This window comes from Streptomyces sp. S186 (assembly GCF_051603415.1).
GTDB lineage: Bacteria > Actinomycetota > Actinomycetes > Streptomycetales > Streptomycetaceae > Streptomyces.
Map to the genome: position 1 here is coordinate 74,100 of NZ_CP193933.1, position 15,742 is coordinate 89,841.

The following is a 15,742-nucleotide window of genomic DNA, read 5'->3' on the forward strand; positions in this document are numbered from 1 at the left end:
GCTCACCACGATCCACCCCGCTTCAGCGGCGCAGCATCGGCGAACCGGATGCGCCACCGTCGCTCGGAGGAAGCGCGAGGAGTGACAACCTCGACCCGCCGGTATCCGGATTGCCGCAACACTCCAGCTGCGCGCTCCGGCCCCTCCCACCAGTAGTGCAGGCGCCCCTCCTCACCCGCCGCGACTCGTATGCGCACCGCGGCCGCGCGCCGGGGAAGCGTCCCGCTGGCGGAGCGCACGCTGGCCAGCCGGCCGGCGACGCGCCCCACCTCCGTCAGCTCCGGGTCGAATGTGGCCGCCGGCACCAGTTCCACCCGCGTGCGGTCGGCAAGTTCGCGTACTGCCCGACGGCGCCACCACACCGCGGCCGCGACCCACACAGCCGCAGCGGCAAGGGCCGCAAGGGCGATCCACCACAGGCTCGCCAGGCCGGCCTCCACCAGCGCCCACAGCCAGTGCCCCACTTCCGACGTACGCGGCAGGATGCCGGTCACCACAGGTCCCGCTGGCTCATCGTGACCTCGTGCGAATTCATCTGCGCCTCCTCGCGGGGCGGCACACCTTGCCGCCTCATACAGAGAAGGGAGCCGAATCCATCCCGATGTGACACCCGGGCTCAACTTTTTCTCCCTTCGCGGGGAGAGCAGCCTCGACACGTGACCGATGACGCGAAGGCGGACCACCCGGCCTGTCCCACGAACAGTGGGCTCCTGCCGCCCGCCTCACGTCCGGGTGGCAGATCGGCAAGGGCCCACCGACAGCGCCAGCGACGCCGGGCGGGAGCCGTCACACTCTCAGTCCGGAGCCCAGAGCATAGGAGTCGGCCCCGGCTGCCGCCCCACGGGGGAAAGGGCAACACCGGGGCCAACTGCGTGCACTCCGTGGCGGGTTGACCAGCGGTCTTCATCGGTCTTAGCCCATCGAAGTTCTGTTCTTCGAGGTGGAGGCGTGGTTCCCGGAGTCGGCCGGGATCCCCGCTCTCCTTCGCTCCTGGCCGGTAGGCTGCACGGGGTGAACACATCCCAGCCGCAGGCTTTCCGACTGGTCGTCACCGGGGGTGGTACCGGGGGCCACACCTACCCGGCGCTTACCGCGACCCGCGCATTGCAGGAGCGGGTCTCTGCCGGGGGCGGGACCTTGGATGTGCTGTGGATCGGCACTGCTGACGGCCTGGAGGCGCGCGTCGCACCGGCCGAGGGGATCGCGTTCGCCACCGTCGCCACGGGCAAGATCCGCCGGTCCAGCAATCCCTTGCGGATGGTGTCTCCGGCGAACGTGCGGGACATGGCGCGGGTCCCGCTCGGCGTTGCCCAGGCCCGCAAGATCATTGCGGACTTCCGGCCGGATGTCGTCCTGGCAACTGGCGGGTACGTTGCCGTGCCGGCCGGTCTCGCCGCCCGTATGTGCCGGGTTCCGTTGGTCCTGCACGAGCAGACAGTGCGACTCGGACTGGCGAACCGGAAGCTGGCCGGCTCGGCGACGCGCATCGCCGTCTCGTCCGAGTCGACGCTGCCGCTCCTCCCTGAGACCGTGCGGTCTGCGGCCGTGGTGACCGGGAACCCGGTCCGGCCGGAGGTGTTGACCGGACACGCAGACGAGGCGATCACGGCGCTCGGGCTGTCGGGCTTCGACCGGCGGCTGCCCACGCTCTACGTGACCGGCGGTGCGCAGGGTGCGCAGCAGATCAATGACGTGGTCCGGGACGCCCTCCCGTGGCTGCTGGAGCGAGCCAACGTGGTGCACCAGTGTGGGCCGGCGAATGTCGAGGCGCTGCGCTCCAGCGCGGCCGGGCTCCCGCCGAACCTCGCAGCCAGGTACTACCTCACCGGGTTCGTCGGGCCGGAGCTGCCCGACGTCCTGGCGCTCGCCGATGTCGTGGTCTCCCGCAGCGGCGCCGGCACGCTGGCCGAACTGACTGCGCTGGGGAAGCCGGCCGTGTTCGTGCCGCTCGCCTCTTCGGCGGGGAATGAGCAGGCGCACAACGCACGGCACTTGGAGGAGGCGGGGGCGGCCGTCGCGCTCACCGGTGACGTCACCGCCGCGCGGTTGCGGGAGGCCCTCGGGCCGCTTCTGGCCGACCCGGCGCGGCGCGCGGGTATGGCGGAGGCTGCCCGGGCACACGGCCGGCCGGACGCGGCGGACAGGCTCGTCGACGTGATCCTGGCCGCCGCGGTCGGCTGACCCACTCCCTACGTGCGGTGTGCGTTGAGGTGCAGGGCCTGCCCGAGCGCCGAGACCACCTGGTCGATGTCCGTCTCGATGAGGTGCGGGTGGAAGGGCAGGCTCAGGATCTCCCCACCGACCTGCTCGGTCTCCGGCAGGGGACGGTGCCACGCGGCGAATGCTGGCTGGAGGTGGTTGGGCGGGTAGTGCACGCCCACCCCGATGCTGTGGGCCCGCAGTTCGGCGAACACGCGGTCGCGGTGCGGTACGCGGACCTGGCACAGGTGCGGCACCGTGCGGTCGATGTCGACGTTGACGAGCGTCACGCCATCCACCGGGGCGAGGGCTTCTCGGTACGTGCGCCATAGACGGCGGCGGGTGTGCTCGGTCGTGGTGAAACCGGCCAGTTGGGCAAGGCCGATGGCGGCGTTGAGGCCCGAGAGCTGGTAGCGCAGGCCGAAGCTGCCCACCCGGTAGGTGGTGGTGTTGGCGCGCTCGCTCTGGGACTGGGCGACACCCAGGAGTCGGATCTGGCGGATCGTGTCCGCTTCCTCGGGGCTGCGAGGGACCACCATGCCACCCTGGCCGCAGGTGAGGTTCTTGATCGGCCCGAACGAGAAGCACGTCAGGGCTCCGGTCGCGCCCACGCGTGGTGTGCCGTCGCGGGATCCGAAGGCGTGCGCGGCGTCCTCGATAACGACGATCCCTCGGTCGGCAAGCTCGTCACGCACGGGGGCCAGGTCGACTGCCCTGCCCCCGAACAGCACCGGGATGACGGCGGTGGTGGTGTCACTGACTGCCTCCATGACGAGCTGGTCGGTGACACACAGTGTGGCGGGGTCGATGTCGACGAAGCGCGGGGTGGCGCCGACGGCGAGGATCGCCTGGACCGTTGCGCAGAACGTCATGGACGGCACGATGACGTCGTCGCCGGGGCCGACCCCGGCGGCGAGCAGGGCTACGTGGAGCGCCGCGGTGCCGGAGGCGACGGCCACGGCGTCCGGGACGCCGAGGAAGCTGGCGACCTGGCGCTCGAACTCCTCGGTGACCTCGGTGTGCCCGTACTGGCCGGCCTCCAGTACGCGGGCGACCGCGGCGGCTTCCTGGCCGTACAGGTACGGGGAGGCGTTGCGCCCGGCGCCGGGCCGGGCGGTGGTCGTCATGCGGTGAGTCCCTTCGCGATCGGCCGGATGATCGGCCGAACCAGCGCGCTGGCCGTCTCCAGAGCCGAGAGTGCGTCCGCAACCGACGGTCCGGCAGCGACGAGCAGGCCGATCTTGTGGCCGGACTGGTCATGCGGCCGTACCAGGTCGCCTGGTTTGGCGTACAGCTCGATATCGGTGATCCCGGGGATGCTGCGGGCTTCAGCGATGCCCTCCCATGTGACCAGTTCGCCTTCCACGGCCAGCGATGAGCCGATCAGCTCCAGCGCCGCGTGCGCGGCGCGCGTCCGCTTCAGGTGGTCGCCGAACGGCTCACCGAGGGCGAGGGCGATGAGCGCACGCACGACGTCCACGCCGTAGGCGGCGGCGAGTAAGCGCGGGACGCCGTCACCCCCGAGACGCGTGTTGGCCTCGATGACACGCTCCTGGGCGTCTGCGCCGAGGACGACGTCGAAGTTCGCCGGCCCGTTGGCGATGCCGAGCGCACGACACAGCCGTTCGACGCTGGCCTCCAGCTGGTGGTGCGCCGCCGGCGCCAACTGCGCGGTGCGAAGCCGCCTGACGACGAAACTCCCGTCGACGAACTCCTTGTCCTTGACGCAGGTCATCAGCGCCCTGCCGTCCCGCATGAAGACCTCAATGGCCAGTGGGCGACCTTGAATGAACTCCTCAGCGATCACCGTCTGAGAGGCGGAGTAGGAGCGGGCGTAGGCGACGGCGGCGGGCAGATCGTCAGGGCGGGTGACGCGGGTGACGCCCTTGCTGCCTGAACCGTCCACCGGCTTGATCACGAGCGGGAAGCGCAACCGCACTGCCTTCGCGACGACTTCATCCGGGTTGTTCGACGCGGTCCATCCGTATCCGGCGATGCCGCAGGACGCGGCGACAGTATGGAAGCTGGCCTTGTCGACAGCTGCGAGTGCGCTCTTGGGGTACACGTAGGTGGTGCCGTACCGCATGCTCAAGGCGTGCCAACTGGCCAGCGCGGCGTCGCTCGCACCGCCTACGATCCCGGCGGGGCACGCGTCGCCCAGCGCGTCGGCGATGGCGTTGGTGTCCCGCGTGGAGATCTTCAGGGCCGCCTCGGCGAACGGGAGTGCGGGAGCGTCCGGCCTTATGTCCACCGCTATGGTCGGGATTCCGCGACGCCGCGCCTCCTGGTAGAGCGGTATCTGCTCCTCCGACGCGCCCAGCACAATCAGCGCGCCCTGGGGCCAGTGCTCAGACATGCTGCGGCTCCCGGGCCATGTCGAGGGTGACGCGCGCACGCATGGCCGGGAGCGGGCTGCGCGAGAGCGGCGCCCACCGGTCGGGGTTGCGCCGGAACCAGTCGACGGTCTCCTCCAGGCCGGCTTTGAAGTCGCGCTGCGGCCGGTAGCCGAGGGCGGCGGCCTTCGTGCAGTCCATCGAGTACCGCAGGTCGTTGGACAGCCGGTCGGGCACGTACATAACGGCGTCCCAGTCGGCGCCGCAGATCCGCAGCAGCTCGCCGGTCAGGTCCTTGCTCGTCATGTCGGTGCCGCCGCCGAGGTTGTAGATCTCGCCGGGCGTCCCGTGGCGCAGCACGAGTTCGATGCCCTGGCAGTTGTCCTCGACGTGCAGCCAGTTGCGGACGTGCTGGCCCCGGTCGTGGAGGGTGACCGGTTCGCCCCGCAGGAGCCGGGTGGCGAACAGCGGGATGATCTTCTCCGGGTACTGGCAGGGCCCGTAGTTGTTCGAGGAGCGGGTGACGCAGATCGGCGTGCCGTAGGTGTGCCAGTAGCTGAGCGCCACCAGGTCGGCCGCGGCCTTCGACGCGGCGTACGGGACAGTCGGGCGCAGCGGGTAATCCTCCGTGGCGGCGCCCTCCAGCAGCGGCCCGTACACCTCGTCCGTGGAGACGTGCACGAACCGCTCGATGCCGTGCCGCATGGCCGCGTCCGCGAGGGTCTGGGTGCCCAGGACGTTAGTGGTGACGAACGTGGAGGCCGCCGTGAAGGACCGGTCGACGTGGGACTCGGCGGCGAAGTGGACCACCATGGTGTGCTGGCTCATGAGGGTATCCACCAGAGTGGCGTCGCAGATGTCGCCGTGTACGAACGTCAGCTTCGGGCTGAGGAAGCCCTTGCCGAGGTTCGCGTGGTTCCCCGCGTACGTAAGGGCGTCGAGGACCGTCACCTGGGCGACGTCATCGGCCCGCAGGATGCGCTTGACGAAGTGGGAGCCGATGAACCCGGCCCCGCCGGTAACCAGCACTTTGTCCATGGATGCCTCCAGGAAGGTGCGAGCAGCGGGCCGCGGTACGCCGCCCGCCTTCACGCCCCACCATGGCCGCCCAGCAACAGGGACGAGACCACCTCGGGGCGTCCTCGCACGCCATGTGCGGAACCGGCACATGCTGTGCATCCGTACGCCCTACCGCCCCGTGCCCAGCGGCGCTAGCGTCGTCCGTCCCGTCGGCGCGAAGGAGGTTCCGATGGACCGCACAGGCGACTTAGGCGCCCTCATCCGCAGCGCCCGCAGCGCCCAACGCATCACGCAAGAACAGCTGGGCCAGCAGGTCGGATACTCGGCATCGGCGATCTCCCGCATCGAAGCCAACAAGATGCGGCTCGACCCGCACGTAGCGCCCCTCATGGCCCGTGCATTGCGCCTTCCGCTCCAGTGGTTGAGCGGTTCCACTGTCCCGCAGGTGGCCAACATCGCTACGGTGGCCACCGGGCGGATGCCGGACGAGGAGGACGCAGTGCGTCGCAGGGACCTATTGACCGGAGCAGCTGCCGCTGGGGCAATGGCCATCGTCGGCACGGGCCCAGCAGCAGCGCTACCGGCAGCCGACTTGGAAGACGTCCTGTTCAAGCTACCGAGCGCCGAACCCACCCCACTGCCCGCGCTGGTCGCCCGGACCAACGCAGCCAGGCGAGCCTTCACAGCCGCCCGCTACAGCGACCTCGGCCGCGCCCTGCCCGGCCTCCTCGCCACCGCTGAGGCGACGAGGAATGCGTCCGACGGCCCGGATCGTCGCCAGGCGTCCGCAGTACTGGCACGCGCCTACGTGCTCGCCGCTGAACACGCATCGAAGCAGCACTCCGACGCGGCCTGGGTCGCCGCCGACCGGGCACTGACCGCCGCACGCTCCAGCGGCATGCCCGTGCCCGTCGGAGAAGCAGCCCGCGTCTTGGCGATCACCATGCGCCGCTCCGGCAACTGGTCCTCCGCAGTCCACCTCCTGGCCCGCGAAGCATCCGAACTCGACACCGCCAACCCGCGCACAGGAGCCGTACGCACCACACTCCAGCTCACCGCCGCCTACTCCGCAGCCGCAGGCCAGGACCGCACGACGGCACTCGCCCTTCTCGACGCGGCAGACGACGACATCAAGCGCCACCCCGATGTCCCCGACGGCCTGTTCACCGTCGAAGCCACCCACACCCAAGTCGACGTCTACCGCATCGGCGTCCTCAACACCCTCGGCACACCAGACGAAGGCGTGAAGACCGCAGCCGACCTGAACATCGACCTCATGCCAACCGCCGAACGCCGCGCCCGGGCATGGACCGACATCGCACGCATGTGGCACGCCCTCGGCGACAGCCAACAGACATTCACCGCGCTGCGCCATGTCGAACAGGAAGCACCCCAGGAAGTACGCCGGCCATCCCTACGCGCACTAACGTCGCATCTGCTGTACGGACCCGCCCGAGTCCAAGGGCTCCGAGAATTCGCTGCACGCACAGGGGCACTCGCCGGGGCGTGACCCTGGTGGTTGCCCTTGGGGTGCGCGCTTGCCAGGCGCCGGGGCGCGGCGTCCTGATCGGCACGGGCGCAGCGGCGCTGAGGGCGCCGCCGTGGCGGGCTCGTCGGTGATGGAGACCGCGGCGGGCGCCGAGTGGGCGTGGGCGGCGCTGCTGATGACCACGGCGGGTGGGGCGGCCCCGAGTAGCGCCAGCACCGTCAACGGCCGCCATGCGGATAACTGGATCAGGGGTGCCGTAGGCGCGGCATGACGTCCGCTCACCGTTGCGCCCCCGGGCCCGTCGTGCCCAGCTCGACCCGCACCACTTTGCCGGTCGCTGTGGGGATGACGTCCCACGCGGTGGCGAGGGCATCCAGCACCGCCAGCCCCCGGCCGTGCTCGTCCTGCGGGCTCGCGCTGCGCCGCTCAAGATGCCGGCATGAGGAGTCCGCTGCCCAGATCTGCACGGTGCCCGGGGCGGGCCGCTCGACGGTCAGTCGGCACCGTCCCGGATCGTCCCCCGGAAACAGGACTGAGGTGGCGTGCTGTACGGCGTTGGACAGCAGCTCCGACACGATCAGCTCGGCGTCCTCGGCCAGGCCGGCCAGCCCCCAGCAGGTGAGCGTCGTGCGCACGCTCATGCGTGCCACCCGGACCGATGCCGGGATCAAGGCCAGCGTCTGCGTGTAGACCGGGATCACGCAGGTACCGGTCATCGGGTCGTCCCCCTGGCTTTATTGCTGGGCGCGAGCGGAGGCCACGAGTAGCAGACTTCGACGCCTCGGTCCTGCAACCACTGGATCTCGCGATGCCACATCTGGTGCGAGGGATCCGGGGAGATCGACGCTGGCCACCTGGCGATCACCATGTCGACTGTGCCCGCCTCGGCGAGGTCGCGGATCCGCGACCAGCCGCTGCGACGGCACGGGTCGGGCTCCCCGTACGCGTCCGTGACTACCCCGGTCAAGCGGAGCCCGCACGCGATGGCGAATGCGCGCCCCTCCTCCTCAGCGCGCTCCGCCGTGAGGTTTGGGGCCAGTCGCCCCTGCTCCGCGCACACGTACAACACGGCGGCGGACGGGTCGGGGGGCGTGATGCTCTCCGTGGTGCGCGTATTGGTCATCGTCGCCTCGGCGTTTGCGATGGGGTCGGTGCCCCGCCCGGGGGCGAAGCGCGGGCAGGGCCGTACACGACAGCTAACTCGCCGTCACCACCCAGCAGCCATGACGAAGTTGCGCGGACCGGTCGCGCTCAAACTGACGAAATGACCAGCCCTTTACTTTCTGTGACCGTCCGCACCTCATACCGTGACGTTATGGCGGAGTCCAGAAACGCAGCCTTAGCTGCCTGGATGGCGAAGGTTGGCATGTCGGCCGGGGAACTGGCCGACGCTGTCAACGACGCCATTCGCGACCTCACCGGACGGCTCGGCGCCACCAGCGAACGCACGGTATTTCGGTGGCTGTCCGGCGAGAACCGCTGGCCCCAGGAGCGCCAGCGCCGCGCGTTAGAGGCCATCAGCAGCAGGACTGTCGCAGACCTAGGGTTCGTGCCTCGGGGGAAACGCACCACCAGTCCACTCCCCCCAGCAGCGCCATCGGAGGACACAGTGCACCGTCGCCGGTTCGTCGGCGCGGCCACCGCCGCCGTCGCCATCCCCCTCATAGCCTCCCGCCCGCCGCGCGTGGGAACCTCCGACGTGGTCCGACTCCATGACAGTGTCGAAGCCCTCGTCGCGCTCGATGCCGAGCACGGTGGACACACTGCCCTCGAACGCGCCGCGCTTGCCGGGGCGGACGAAGCCCTTGGACTCCAGCGCCGGTCCACCACACAACGCGTGCGCCAACGCCTGTTCAGCCTCGCCGCCGACTTCACCGCGACCGCGGCATGGTCGCTGATCGACGCCCGGCAGCTCGACGCCGCCGGCAAGCATCTCGACCGCGCCCTCACCCTCGCCGGCATGGCCCAGGACACGGACATGGCCATGCAGGTATGGAACCTGCGGGCCATGCTCGCCCGGCAACAGAAGGACTACGGCACGGCCGTCGCCGCCGCCCAGGCCGCGCAGGCGACGCTCGTAGCGCGCAGGTCACCGCTGCACGCCTCTCTTGCCCACGCCCGAACCGCTGTCGGTCTCGCCAACAGCGGCGACCGGCGCGGGGCCCTGCGCTCTCTCGGTCGCGCCGAGGACACCATGGGCAAGGTCGACACCACACAACCGCGGCCTATCTGGATCGCCTTCTACGGCCCCGCAGAGCTGTACTCCCTCACCGCAACCGTTCGCGACGTCGTCGGCGACCCCGCAGAGGCCGAGGCCGCCGCCCACAAAGCACTTGCCGCCCTCCCCGACACCTACCGTCGCAACCGCGCACACACCACCGCCCGCCTCGCGCTCGCGCAGCTCCACCAAGGCGACGTCGAGCCGGCATGCGCCACCAGCGCAGACGTCTTCACGATCATGTCCGGGGACCCACTCCCCGGCCGCATGCGTCAGCTCCTCGGCACCTTCCACCGGGACCTGATCACGCTGGCACCCCCACGCATCGCACACGAGTGGGCCGACCGCTACCGGACCGAATGGAGCCCCGCATGACCAGCGCAACCGTTGAACTCCGCCACTTCGGGCACGATGACCTGCCCGTCATCCGCCAAACGCTCCTTGACGTACACGCCGACGCGTACGCCGACGAGTTGGAGGACGACGAGTTCACCCAGCGGTTTCCCTGGTTCGTCGACCACTGGGGAGGCAACCCCGGTTTCTCCTGCGTGATCGGCTACCAGGACTCCGAGCCCGTTGGTTTCGTCTACGGCGCCCCTGCGACGGAGGGGCGCGAATGGTGGCGCGAGCACGTGAGCGAACCGCCGGCAGACGCCTCGACATTCTCGGTTTCGGAGCTGATGGTCCGGCCGACGTGGCGGAAAACAGGGACCGCGGAGCGGCTCCATGCAGCCCTGCTTGCCAACCGGACCGAGGCCCTGGCCGTGCTCCTCGTCGACCCCGACCACCTCAAGGTCCAAGCCCTCTACGAGACGTGGGGGTACCGCAAGGTCGGGAATCGTCAGCCATTCCCGGACTCCCCGAACTTCGCAGTTATGCTCCGGGACCTGCACATCGCTGCCTGACCGGCGCGCGCAGGGCGGCCTGCGTTCCTCGCCCCGGACAACCGCTGGCGTCGACGCAGCTCACCGCGTTGCCCCGTCCGCGGCGTGCTGCCCGCCGTCCTCGCTGACGCCGACGCCTCGTTCCCTGCGTCTCTCCTCGGCATCCGCAGCCTGCGGCAACTCATATGCCGTCAGCGGCCTCGTGACGGGGCCGCTGACGGCCCGCCCTCAGGCTCCGAGCACCGTGTCCTTCACGGCCCGGACCAGTTGTCGCATACGCGTACCCAACCCCCGAAGGAGTGAGCCGTGAGCACCGTCGCCCTGGCCGCCGAGCAAGTTCCCGAACGCCACTACACCCACCACGAAGGGCGCGGCGCCACCCCGCACCGTTCCAACCCGGTGGTGGTCCACCGTGAAGTGACCACCCTCGACGTTCAGCCGGGCATGAACGTCGCCGAGTTCGGCACCGGCTCGGGCTACTCCGGGCGCCTGCTCGCCGAACTCGTCGGCTCTACCGGCACGGTGACCAGCCTCGACATCGACGCCTACCTTGTGAGGTGGGCCAATCTCATCCACCACGAATGCGGCATCAACAACGTCCGTTGCCACGTCGCCGATGGCACGGTTGGCTTCGCCGAACGGGCACCCTATGACCGGATGGTGGCCTGGTGCACCCCGCCGCTGCTGCCGAAAGCGTGGACGGACCAGGTCGCCAGCGGCGGCCTCATCGTCGCCCCGCTGCCGATCGCCAACGTGCCCAACATGACCCTCGTCGCCAAGATCCGCGTCAACGCCGGCGAGCCCACCGTCGAGGCCGTCTTCACCGGGGGCTACATCGAGGCGACCGCCTCACCCAAGGGCGATCTCGACCTGCCGGGCCGATGGGTGGACTGGGAGAACCGCGTGCAGGCCCTCTCCTGGATCTCCCTCTCGTGGCGGGGGGACGACGACCGGCTGCACACCGGCGCCCGCACCGCCCTGGACCGGCTCCTGCACGCCGCTCACACCGAGTCATACGAGGGTGCAGAGGTCGACTGGGCGAGCTGGCGAACCTTCGCCGCCGCCCTCCGCGATCCCCAGCTCACCGTGGCCGGACTCCGCCCGGACCTGTGGGCGATCGGCCACGCCACCCCCGACACTGCCGCCGTCATCCAGCAGGACGGCACGATCCTCGCCGACAGCCCGAACTCCCCCTCCCTGGCCGCCCTGCGCGACTGGCTCACTGCCTGGGAAGAGGCCGGACGCCCGGCTCCCGAGACCTACATCCCGAACCTGGTCCGCGCGGACGACGGCGGGCAGGGTCCTGTCGGCTGGCATCTGCGGCTGTCCCAGTAGCCGCCGACCACGAAGGGGGACCTATGCTGCGCGGCATCGGCACCGGGGTGCAGGTCGTCGCACCCTACCCCGCCTACCGCATGTAGGGCGTGTGCTTCGAACTAAGTGTTGGGTGCATACCGGAGGGCGAGGTTGGGGATGTTTGGGAACCCGTTGTCACAGTTTGTGCCAGCGAGTTCCGTCGTCTCTCAGAGGGTTGCCATGAGTGGTCTTACACCGGGCGTTTACGTCGACGAGGTACCCAGTGGGGTTCGGGTGGTGACAGGGGCGGGCACGTCAACACCGGCATTCCTTGGGCTCACCTATCGGGGGGATGATCCAGACTCCGACTCCCCGCAGCTCGTAAGGAGCTGGCAGGAGTTCCACGACCGGTATGCGACCGATGGCAGCGTCGGTCTCTTCGACGAACTGAAGAAGGCGGTCAGGCTCGGCGAGGACGTGATGAGGGGGGCGTGGTCCGCTGTCACTGGAGGGGAGGCTCCGTCCGACCTGCGCACGCCGGACCCCGGTGACGAGTTGGAACGCTTCCTGCCGCTGGCTGAGGCCGTTCACGGGTTCTTCGCCAACGGTGGGGCGTCCTGTTACGTCGTGCCCCTCGTGGTCGAGGACAACGAGTTCGCCTCCCTGCTGAGGGCTCTTGAGGGGGGCCTGGAAGCTCTCGAAAGTGTGCACGACGTACAGATGGTGGCCGCGCCGGACATCGCGGTGTGGGCCACAAGCACAGGCGATCTCGGCGCGTGCGCGCGGAAGCTCGCCGCTCACTGCCTGAAGATGCGCAATCGCGTGTCCATCCTGGACACGCTCTCCACCCACACGCCCGTCGACCTGGCAGAAGGCTTGGACCTAGGTCTCGACGGCGCTCAGAGGACCTACGCGGCCGTGTACTACCCATGGGTGCAGGTACCGGGACTGGACGGCAGGCCGCGCCAGGTGCCGCCCTGCGGTCACCTGGCCGGCATCTGGGCCGCCACGGACGCCACCCGCGGCGTCCACAAAGCCCCCGCCAACGTGGTCATCCACGGGATCACCGGCCTGACCCGCACGGTGAGCGCCGACGAGCAAGGCCCGCTCAACAACCACGGCATCAACTGCCTGCGTGCCTTCCCTGGCCAAGGGCCCACGGTGTGGGGCGCCCGCACACAGAGCCGTATGGAGAGCGATCCGGACTACGTGTACCTCAATGTCCGCCGACTGGTGTGTCAACGGACTTCTGGAGCTCCCCGGAGGCGGACTGCAGATCTCCCCACTGGTGGACATGAGAAGTCCCCACTGGTGGACGTGGTCTTCCCCCGGGGTGGGGTCAGTGCAGGGGTCTCACCCCCTTGCCTGAGGTGGCCTCGGTGAGACGGAATGAATCACCCTGTGTCACGACGACGTGAGCGTGGTGCAGGAGCCGGTCGACGGTCGCGGTGGCCAGGGTCTTGGGCATGATCTCGTCGAAGCCGGAGGGGTGGAGGTTGCTGCTGACGGCCATGGCGCGTCGTTCGTAGGCGGCGTCGACCAGGCGGAAGAAGCCTTCGGCGGCGTCCGCGGAGACCGGCAGGAGGCCGATGTCGTCGACGATGATGAGGTCGCTGCGGATCAGCCGGGTCATGGCTCGGGCGAGGGAGTCGTCGACGCGGTGCCGGCGGACCAGGGCTCCGAGGTCCTCGATCGCGAACCAGGCAACCGTCATTCCGGCCTCGACCGCGGCTTGACCGAGGGCTTCGGTGAAGTGGCTCTTGCCCGTGCCGGAGGGCCCGCAGACGCAGAGGTTCTCCTTGCGGGAGATCCATTCCAGGGTCTTGAGCGAGTCCTGGATCTGGCGGGGGATGGAGGAGGCGGTCTCGTCCCAGTCGCCGAACGTCTTGCCGGCGGGGAACCCGGCGCGCTTGCGGCGGGTCCGCAGGTTAGCTGCGTCCCGGCCGGCGGCTTCCTCGGCGAGGAGGACGCGGACGACTTCGGCGGGGTCCCAGCGTTGGGCCTTCGCGGTGGGGATCAGGTCGGTCAACGACCGGCGGATGTGAGGGAGTTTGAGCCGCTTGGTCAGCTCGATGGCCTCGGCCAGAGGGTCGCCGTTGGAGCCCGAAATGGTGCGGAGAGGGGTGGCCATCAGTGCGCGTCCTTGTCGTTGGTGAGGCCGAAGCTGGACCAGGCCGAGGTTCCGGGCTGGAGGCTGTGGTCTTCGGAAGCCCGGGTCGGTTCGGCGACTTCGCGGCCCAGGTGGTGGTCGAGGATGGACAGCAGGTCGTTCTCGGCGAACCGTCCGGCGATCGCGGCGGTTCCCAGTGCCCGGTCGATTTCGGCTGGGGTGTGGAGTTTGGCGAGGGCGACGGCCTCGGCCATCTTCGGCCGCATTCGTCGGGCGCCCGCGGCGGCCGCTTCGATCAGCCAGGAGGCGGCACCGGGCCCCAGCTGCAGGAAGGCGGCTTCTTCGGCGGAGGCGGCTTTCGGGGTGCGGTCGCCGTCCTTGTTCTCGCGGGGCGGGTAGTGCTCGTCCTTGATCGAGGGGTTGCCTGGGGTGGACCGCTGGTGGCGGGCGGCCTCGACGGCGCCGTCGGCGTTGACCGCGGTGACGACGAGCTCGTCGCCGTGGAAACGGGCCCAGACCGTCCTTCCGACGAGGTGGTGCGGGACGGAATACCGCACCGATTCCGCGGAGATCGTGGCGTCGGATGCGACTTTGCGGGTCGTGCCGAACGCCGCGGTGAACGGTTCGTTCGGCAGCGGGTGCAGTCGCTGCTGTTCCTCGGCCAGGGCCTCGGCGGGCCGGCGTCTGATCGCCCGGTGGACCTTGTTGTTCACCTCGTCGGTGAACTGGCGGCAGGCTTCCTCCAGTTCGGTGAAGTCCTGGTAGGCGGGGCGGAGGTTGACGTCCTTGGGCACCAGGTCCCGCTTGGCGATTCTCACGGTCGCTTCGGAGCCGCCCTTGGACTGCGGATCGGCCGGGACACAGGTGCGGATCGTGAGTCCGTAGTGGTGGCCGACCTCGACAATCTGCGGATTGCGTATGGGTATTCGTGCGATGTGGTCGGACGTCACCGTCCGCTCGTTGTCTGTGAGGGCATAGGTGGGGACACCGCCGATCTTCCTGAGTGTGCTGTCCAGGCAGCCGGCGATGGTTGGCAGTGTCTTGTCCAGGACCGGGATCACCACCCGGAATCTGGACCAGGCCAGCCAAGCGCACCACAGCCAGGTCTTGCGGCCGCCTATCTTCGGCCCATCACCCCAGTCCCATTGGACCCACAAGCCCGGTTCGGGAATCCAAGGCCGAAAGACACGGCGGTGACCAGCCCGATAGGACTCCTTCGCCGCAGCGACCGCCCGCCGGGTGGTGCGGTCCGTGCCCGCGAAGCCCATCGCCCGGATCTTGTCGTGGACCGCGTCGGCCCCGATCCGGCCGCCGGACCGCTCGATCAGCTCCTCGATCTTCGGCATGAACCCGTCGATCATCTTCGGCCGCTGCTGACGCCGGGTCGGGTCGTTCCCCTTGCCGCGAAGCTCGACATACCGCTTCACGGTGTGGTGGTCGACACCGGCCAGCTCGGCCGCCGCACGGTAACTCCCCGTGAGGTCGAACGCTTCCAAAATCTCCATGATCTCCTCTTTTGTCTTCACGCCGGCCAAGGAAACAGGCCGGCGGATCAACACGCCGGGGAGACCACGTGTCCGTCAGCGGGGAGGAATCGTGTCCGCCAGTGGGGAGCCGAATCGTCCACCTATGGGGAGCTTTGCACGTCCGCCGTCACTGGTGTGCTTCCTGCGTGACTCCATCGAACAGTCCACCCGCTGGGCGGTGTTCGAACCTAACGACCAACACCTGTGGGCCGCTCTGAGGCAGGCGGTCACCGCATTCCTCACGGATCAGTGGCGCCACGGAGCCCTCATGGGCACCACTCCCGATCAGGCGTTCTACGTCCAATGTGACTCCAGTACCAACCCGGAGGAGCGGGTCAACGAGGGTACGGTGACCTGCCGGATCGGCATCGCACCGATCCGCCCCGCCGAGTTCATTCCCTTCACCGTGACGCAAACAGCGGGACAGGCTTCGGCCGGGGAATGACACGGGTTTACCTTCGCCGGCGACGCTGGGCCTGCGCCGGGTTGGCGACGACGGCCAGGACGACGTGTTGCATCGGTCGAACCGGGCGCGACGATCCCGCTCACAGACGAGCCTTGCGGTCTGAAATGAGACCTGAGTCCCGGCGCGACCGGCGGTGAGCCATAGGCGAGACTGGGCGGGCCCGGCGGCCGGGTCCTGCGTCCGGCCGATGCTGCCGCCGCC

Annotated in this window: 14 protein-coding genes; 7 read left to right on the forward strand and 7 right to left on the reverse strand. The window is 69.4% G+C overall.

Features of this window, described 5'->3' with window-relative positions; genetic code table 11:
• Positions 1-2 precede the first annotated feature (2 nt).
• Entirely contained in the window at positions 3-494 is a 492-nt protein-coding gene (locus tag ACRAS8_RS36725; protein ID WP_438490767.1) for a hypothetical protein, read from the reverse strand.
• A 517-nt stretch (positions 495-1,011) separates the two neighbouring features.
• Here ACRAS8_RS36725 and ACRAS8_RS36730 point away from each other — a divergent pair.
• Positions 1,012-2,181, forward strand: a complete 1,170-nt coding sequence (locus tag ACRAS8_RS36730; RefSeq protein ID WP_438490768.1) for a UDP-N-acetylglucosamine--N-acetylmuramyl-(pentapeptide) pyrophosphoryl-undecaprenol N-acetylglucosamine transferase — start codon at positions 1,012-1,014, stop codon at positions 2,179-2,181.
• An 8-nt stretch (positions 2,182-2,189) separates the two neighbouring features.
• Here the strand turns inward: ACRAS8_RS36730 and ACRAS8_RS36735 are convergent, their stop codons facing one another.
• Genes ACRAS8_RS36735 through rfbB form a run of 3 tightly spaced genes read right to left on the reverse strand, consistent with a single transcriptional unit; the run spans position 2,190 to position 5,570 of the window.
• Positions 2,190-3,326 (reverse strand): DegT/DnrJ/EryC1/StrS family aminotransferase, encoded by a 1,137-nt coding sequence (locus ACRAS8_RS36735; RefSeq protein ID WP_438490769.1) that lies wholly within the window; start codon positions 3,324-3,326, stop codon positions 2,190-2,192.
• Entirely contained in the window at positions 3,323-4,555 is a 1,233-nt protein-coding gene (locus ACRAS8_RS36740; RefSeq protein WP_438490770.1) for an ATP-grasp domain-containing protein, read from the reverse strand. Before ACRAS8_RS36740 ends, ACRAS8_RS36735 begins: the two co-directional genes overlap by 4 nt.
• The gene (rfbB, locus tag ACRAS8_RS36745; protein WP_438490771.1) at positions 4,548-5,570 is read right to left on the reverse strand and encodes a dTDP-glucose 4,6-dehydratase; all 1,023 of its coding nucleotides are present in this window, start codon (positions 5,568-5,570) and stop codon (positions 4,548-4,550) included. Before rfbB ends, ACRAS8_RS36740 begins: the two co-directional genes overlap by 8 nt.
• A 211-nt stretch (positions 5,571-5,781) precedes the next feature.
• Here rfbB and ACRAS8_RS36750 point away from each other — a divergent pair, with 211 nt between their 5' ends.
• The gene (locus tag ACRAS8_RS36750) at positions 5,782-7,062 is read left to right on the forward strand and encodes a helix-turn-helix domain-containing protein (protein WP_438490772.1); all 1,281 of its coding nucleotides are present in this window, start codon (positions 5,782-5,784) and stop codon (positions 7,060-7,062) included.
• 257 nt (positions 7,063-7,319) lie between these two features.
• Here ACRAS8_RS36750 and ACRAS8_RS36755 read toward each other — a convergent pair whose 3' ends face one another.
• Positions 7,320-7,757, reverse strand: coding sequence for an ATP-binding protein (locus tag ACRAS8_RS36755; RefSeq protein WP_438490773.1), 438 nt, complete (start codon positions 7,755-7,757; stop codon positions 7,320-7,322).
• A gap of 893 nt (positions 7,758-8,650) precedes the next feature.
• Between ACRAS8_RS36755 and ACRAS8_RS36760 the strand changes: the two genes are divergently transcribed.
• The 4 genes from ACRAS8_RS36760 to ACRAS8_RS36775 all read left to right on the forward strand — a co-directional run bounded on the left by ACRAS8_RS36760 (position 8,651) and on the right by ACRAS8_RS36775 (position 12,822).
• Positions 8,651-9,634, forward strand: coding sequence for a hypothetical protein (locus ACRAS8_RS36760; RefSeq protein ID WP_438490774.1), 984 nt, complete (start codon positions 8,651-8,653; stop codon positions 9,632-9,634).
• On the forward strand, positions 9,631-10,164 hold the full coding sequence (locus ACRAS8_RS36765; RefSeq protein WP_438490775.1) for a GNAT family N-acetyltransferase: 534 nt from the start codon (positions 9,631-9,633) through the stop codon (positions 10,162-10,164). The genes ACRAS8_RS36760 and ACRAS8_RS36765 overlap by 4 nt, the downstream gene beginning before the upstream one ends.
• A 285-nt stretch (positions 10,165-10,449) precedes the next feature.
• Entirely contained in the window at positions 10,450-11,478 is a 1,029-nt protein-coding gene (locus ACRAS8_RS36770) for a protein-L-isoaspartate O-methyltransferase family protein (protein ID WP_438490776.1), read from the forward strand.
• 201 nt (positions 11,479-11,679) lie between these two features.
• Positions 11,680-12,822, forward strand: a complete 1,143-nt coding sequence (locus ACRAS8_RS36775) for a phage tail sheath family protein (protein WP_438490777.1) — start codon at positions 11,680-11,682, stop codon at positions 12,820-12,822.
• On the opposite strand, the gene istB is transcribed toward ACRAS8_RS36775, so the two are convergent.
• Positions 12,779-13,570 carry an IS21-like element helper ATPase IstB gene (gene istB, locus ACRAS8_RS36780; RefSeq protein ID WP_438484312.1) on the reverse strand — a complete coding sequence of 264 codons (792 nt, stop codon included), beginning with the start codon at positions 13,568-13,570 and terminating at the stop codon, positions 12,779-12,781. The two genes, ACRAS8_RS36775 and istB, sit on opposite strands and share 44 nt — an antisense overlap.
• On the reverse strand, positions 13,570-15,075 hold the full coding sequence (istA, locus tag ACRAS8_RS36785) for an IS21 family transposase (RefSeq protein WP_438484311.1): 1,506 nt from the start codon (positions 15,073-15,075) through the stop codon (positions 13,570-13,572). Before istA ends, istB begins: the two co-directional genes overlap by 1 nt.
• 103 nt (positions 15,076-15,178) lie before the next feature.
• On the opposite strand from istA, the gene ACRAS8_RS36790 reads away from it, so the two are divergent.
• Positions 15,179-15,520: a phage tail sheath C-terminal domain-containing protein gene (locus ACRAS8_RS36790; protein WP_438490778.1), complete on the forward strand. Its 342-nt coding sequence runs from the start codon at positions 15,179-15,181 to the stop codon at positions 15,518-15,520.
• Positions 15,521-15,742 lie beyond the last annotated feature (222 nt).

Bases quoted from the DNA above. Each gene is read 5' to 3' on its own strand.
- ACRAS8_RS36735 (WP_438490769.1), bottom strand. From the start codon at position 3,326: ATGACGACCACCGCCCGGCCCGGCGCCGGGCGCAACGCCTCCCCGTAC.
- ACRAS8_RS36740 (WP_438490770.1), bottom strand. From the start codon at position 4,555: ATGTCTGAGCACTGGCCCCAGGGCGCGCTGATTGTGCTGGGCGCGTCG.
- rfbB (WP_438490771.1), bottom strand. From the start codon at position 5,570: ATGGACAAAGTGCTGGTTACCGGCGGGGCCGGGTTCATCGGCTCCCAC.
- ACRAS8_RS36750 (WP_438490772.1), top strand. From the start codon at position 5,782: ATGGACCGCACAGGCGACTTAGGCGCCCTCATCCGCAGCGCCCGCAGC.
- ACRAS8_RS36755 (WP_438490773.1), bottom strand. From the start codon at position 7,757: ATGACCGGTACCTGCGTGATCCCGGTCTACACGCAGACGCTGGCCTTG.
- ACRAS8_RS36765 (WP_438490775.1), top strand. From the start codon at position 9,631: ATGACCAGCGCAACCGTTGAACTCCGCCACTTCGGGCACGATGACCTG.
- ACRAS8_RS36775 (WP_438490777.1), top strand. From the start codon at position 11,680: ATGAGTGGTCTTACACCGGGCGTTTACGTCGACGAGGTACCCAGTGGG.
- istB (WP_438484312.1), bottom strand. From the start codon at position 13,570: ATGGCCACCCCTCTCCGCACCATTTCGGGCTCCAACGGCGACCCTCTG.
- ACRAS8_RS36790 (WP_438490778.1), top strand. From the start codon at position 15,179: ATGGGGAGCTTTGCACGTCCGCCGTCACTGGTGTGCTTCCTGCGTGAC.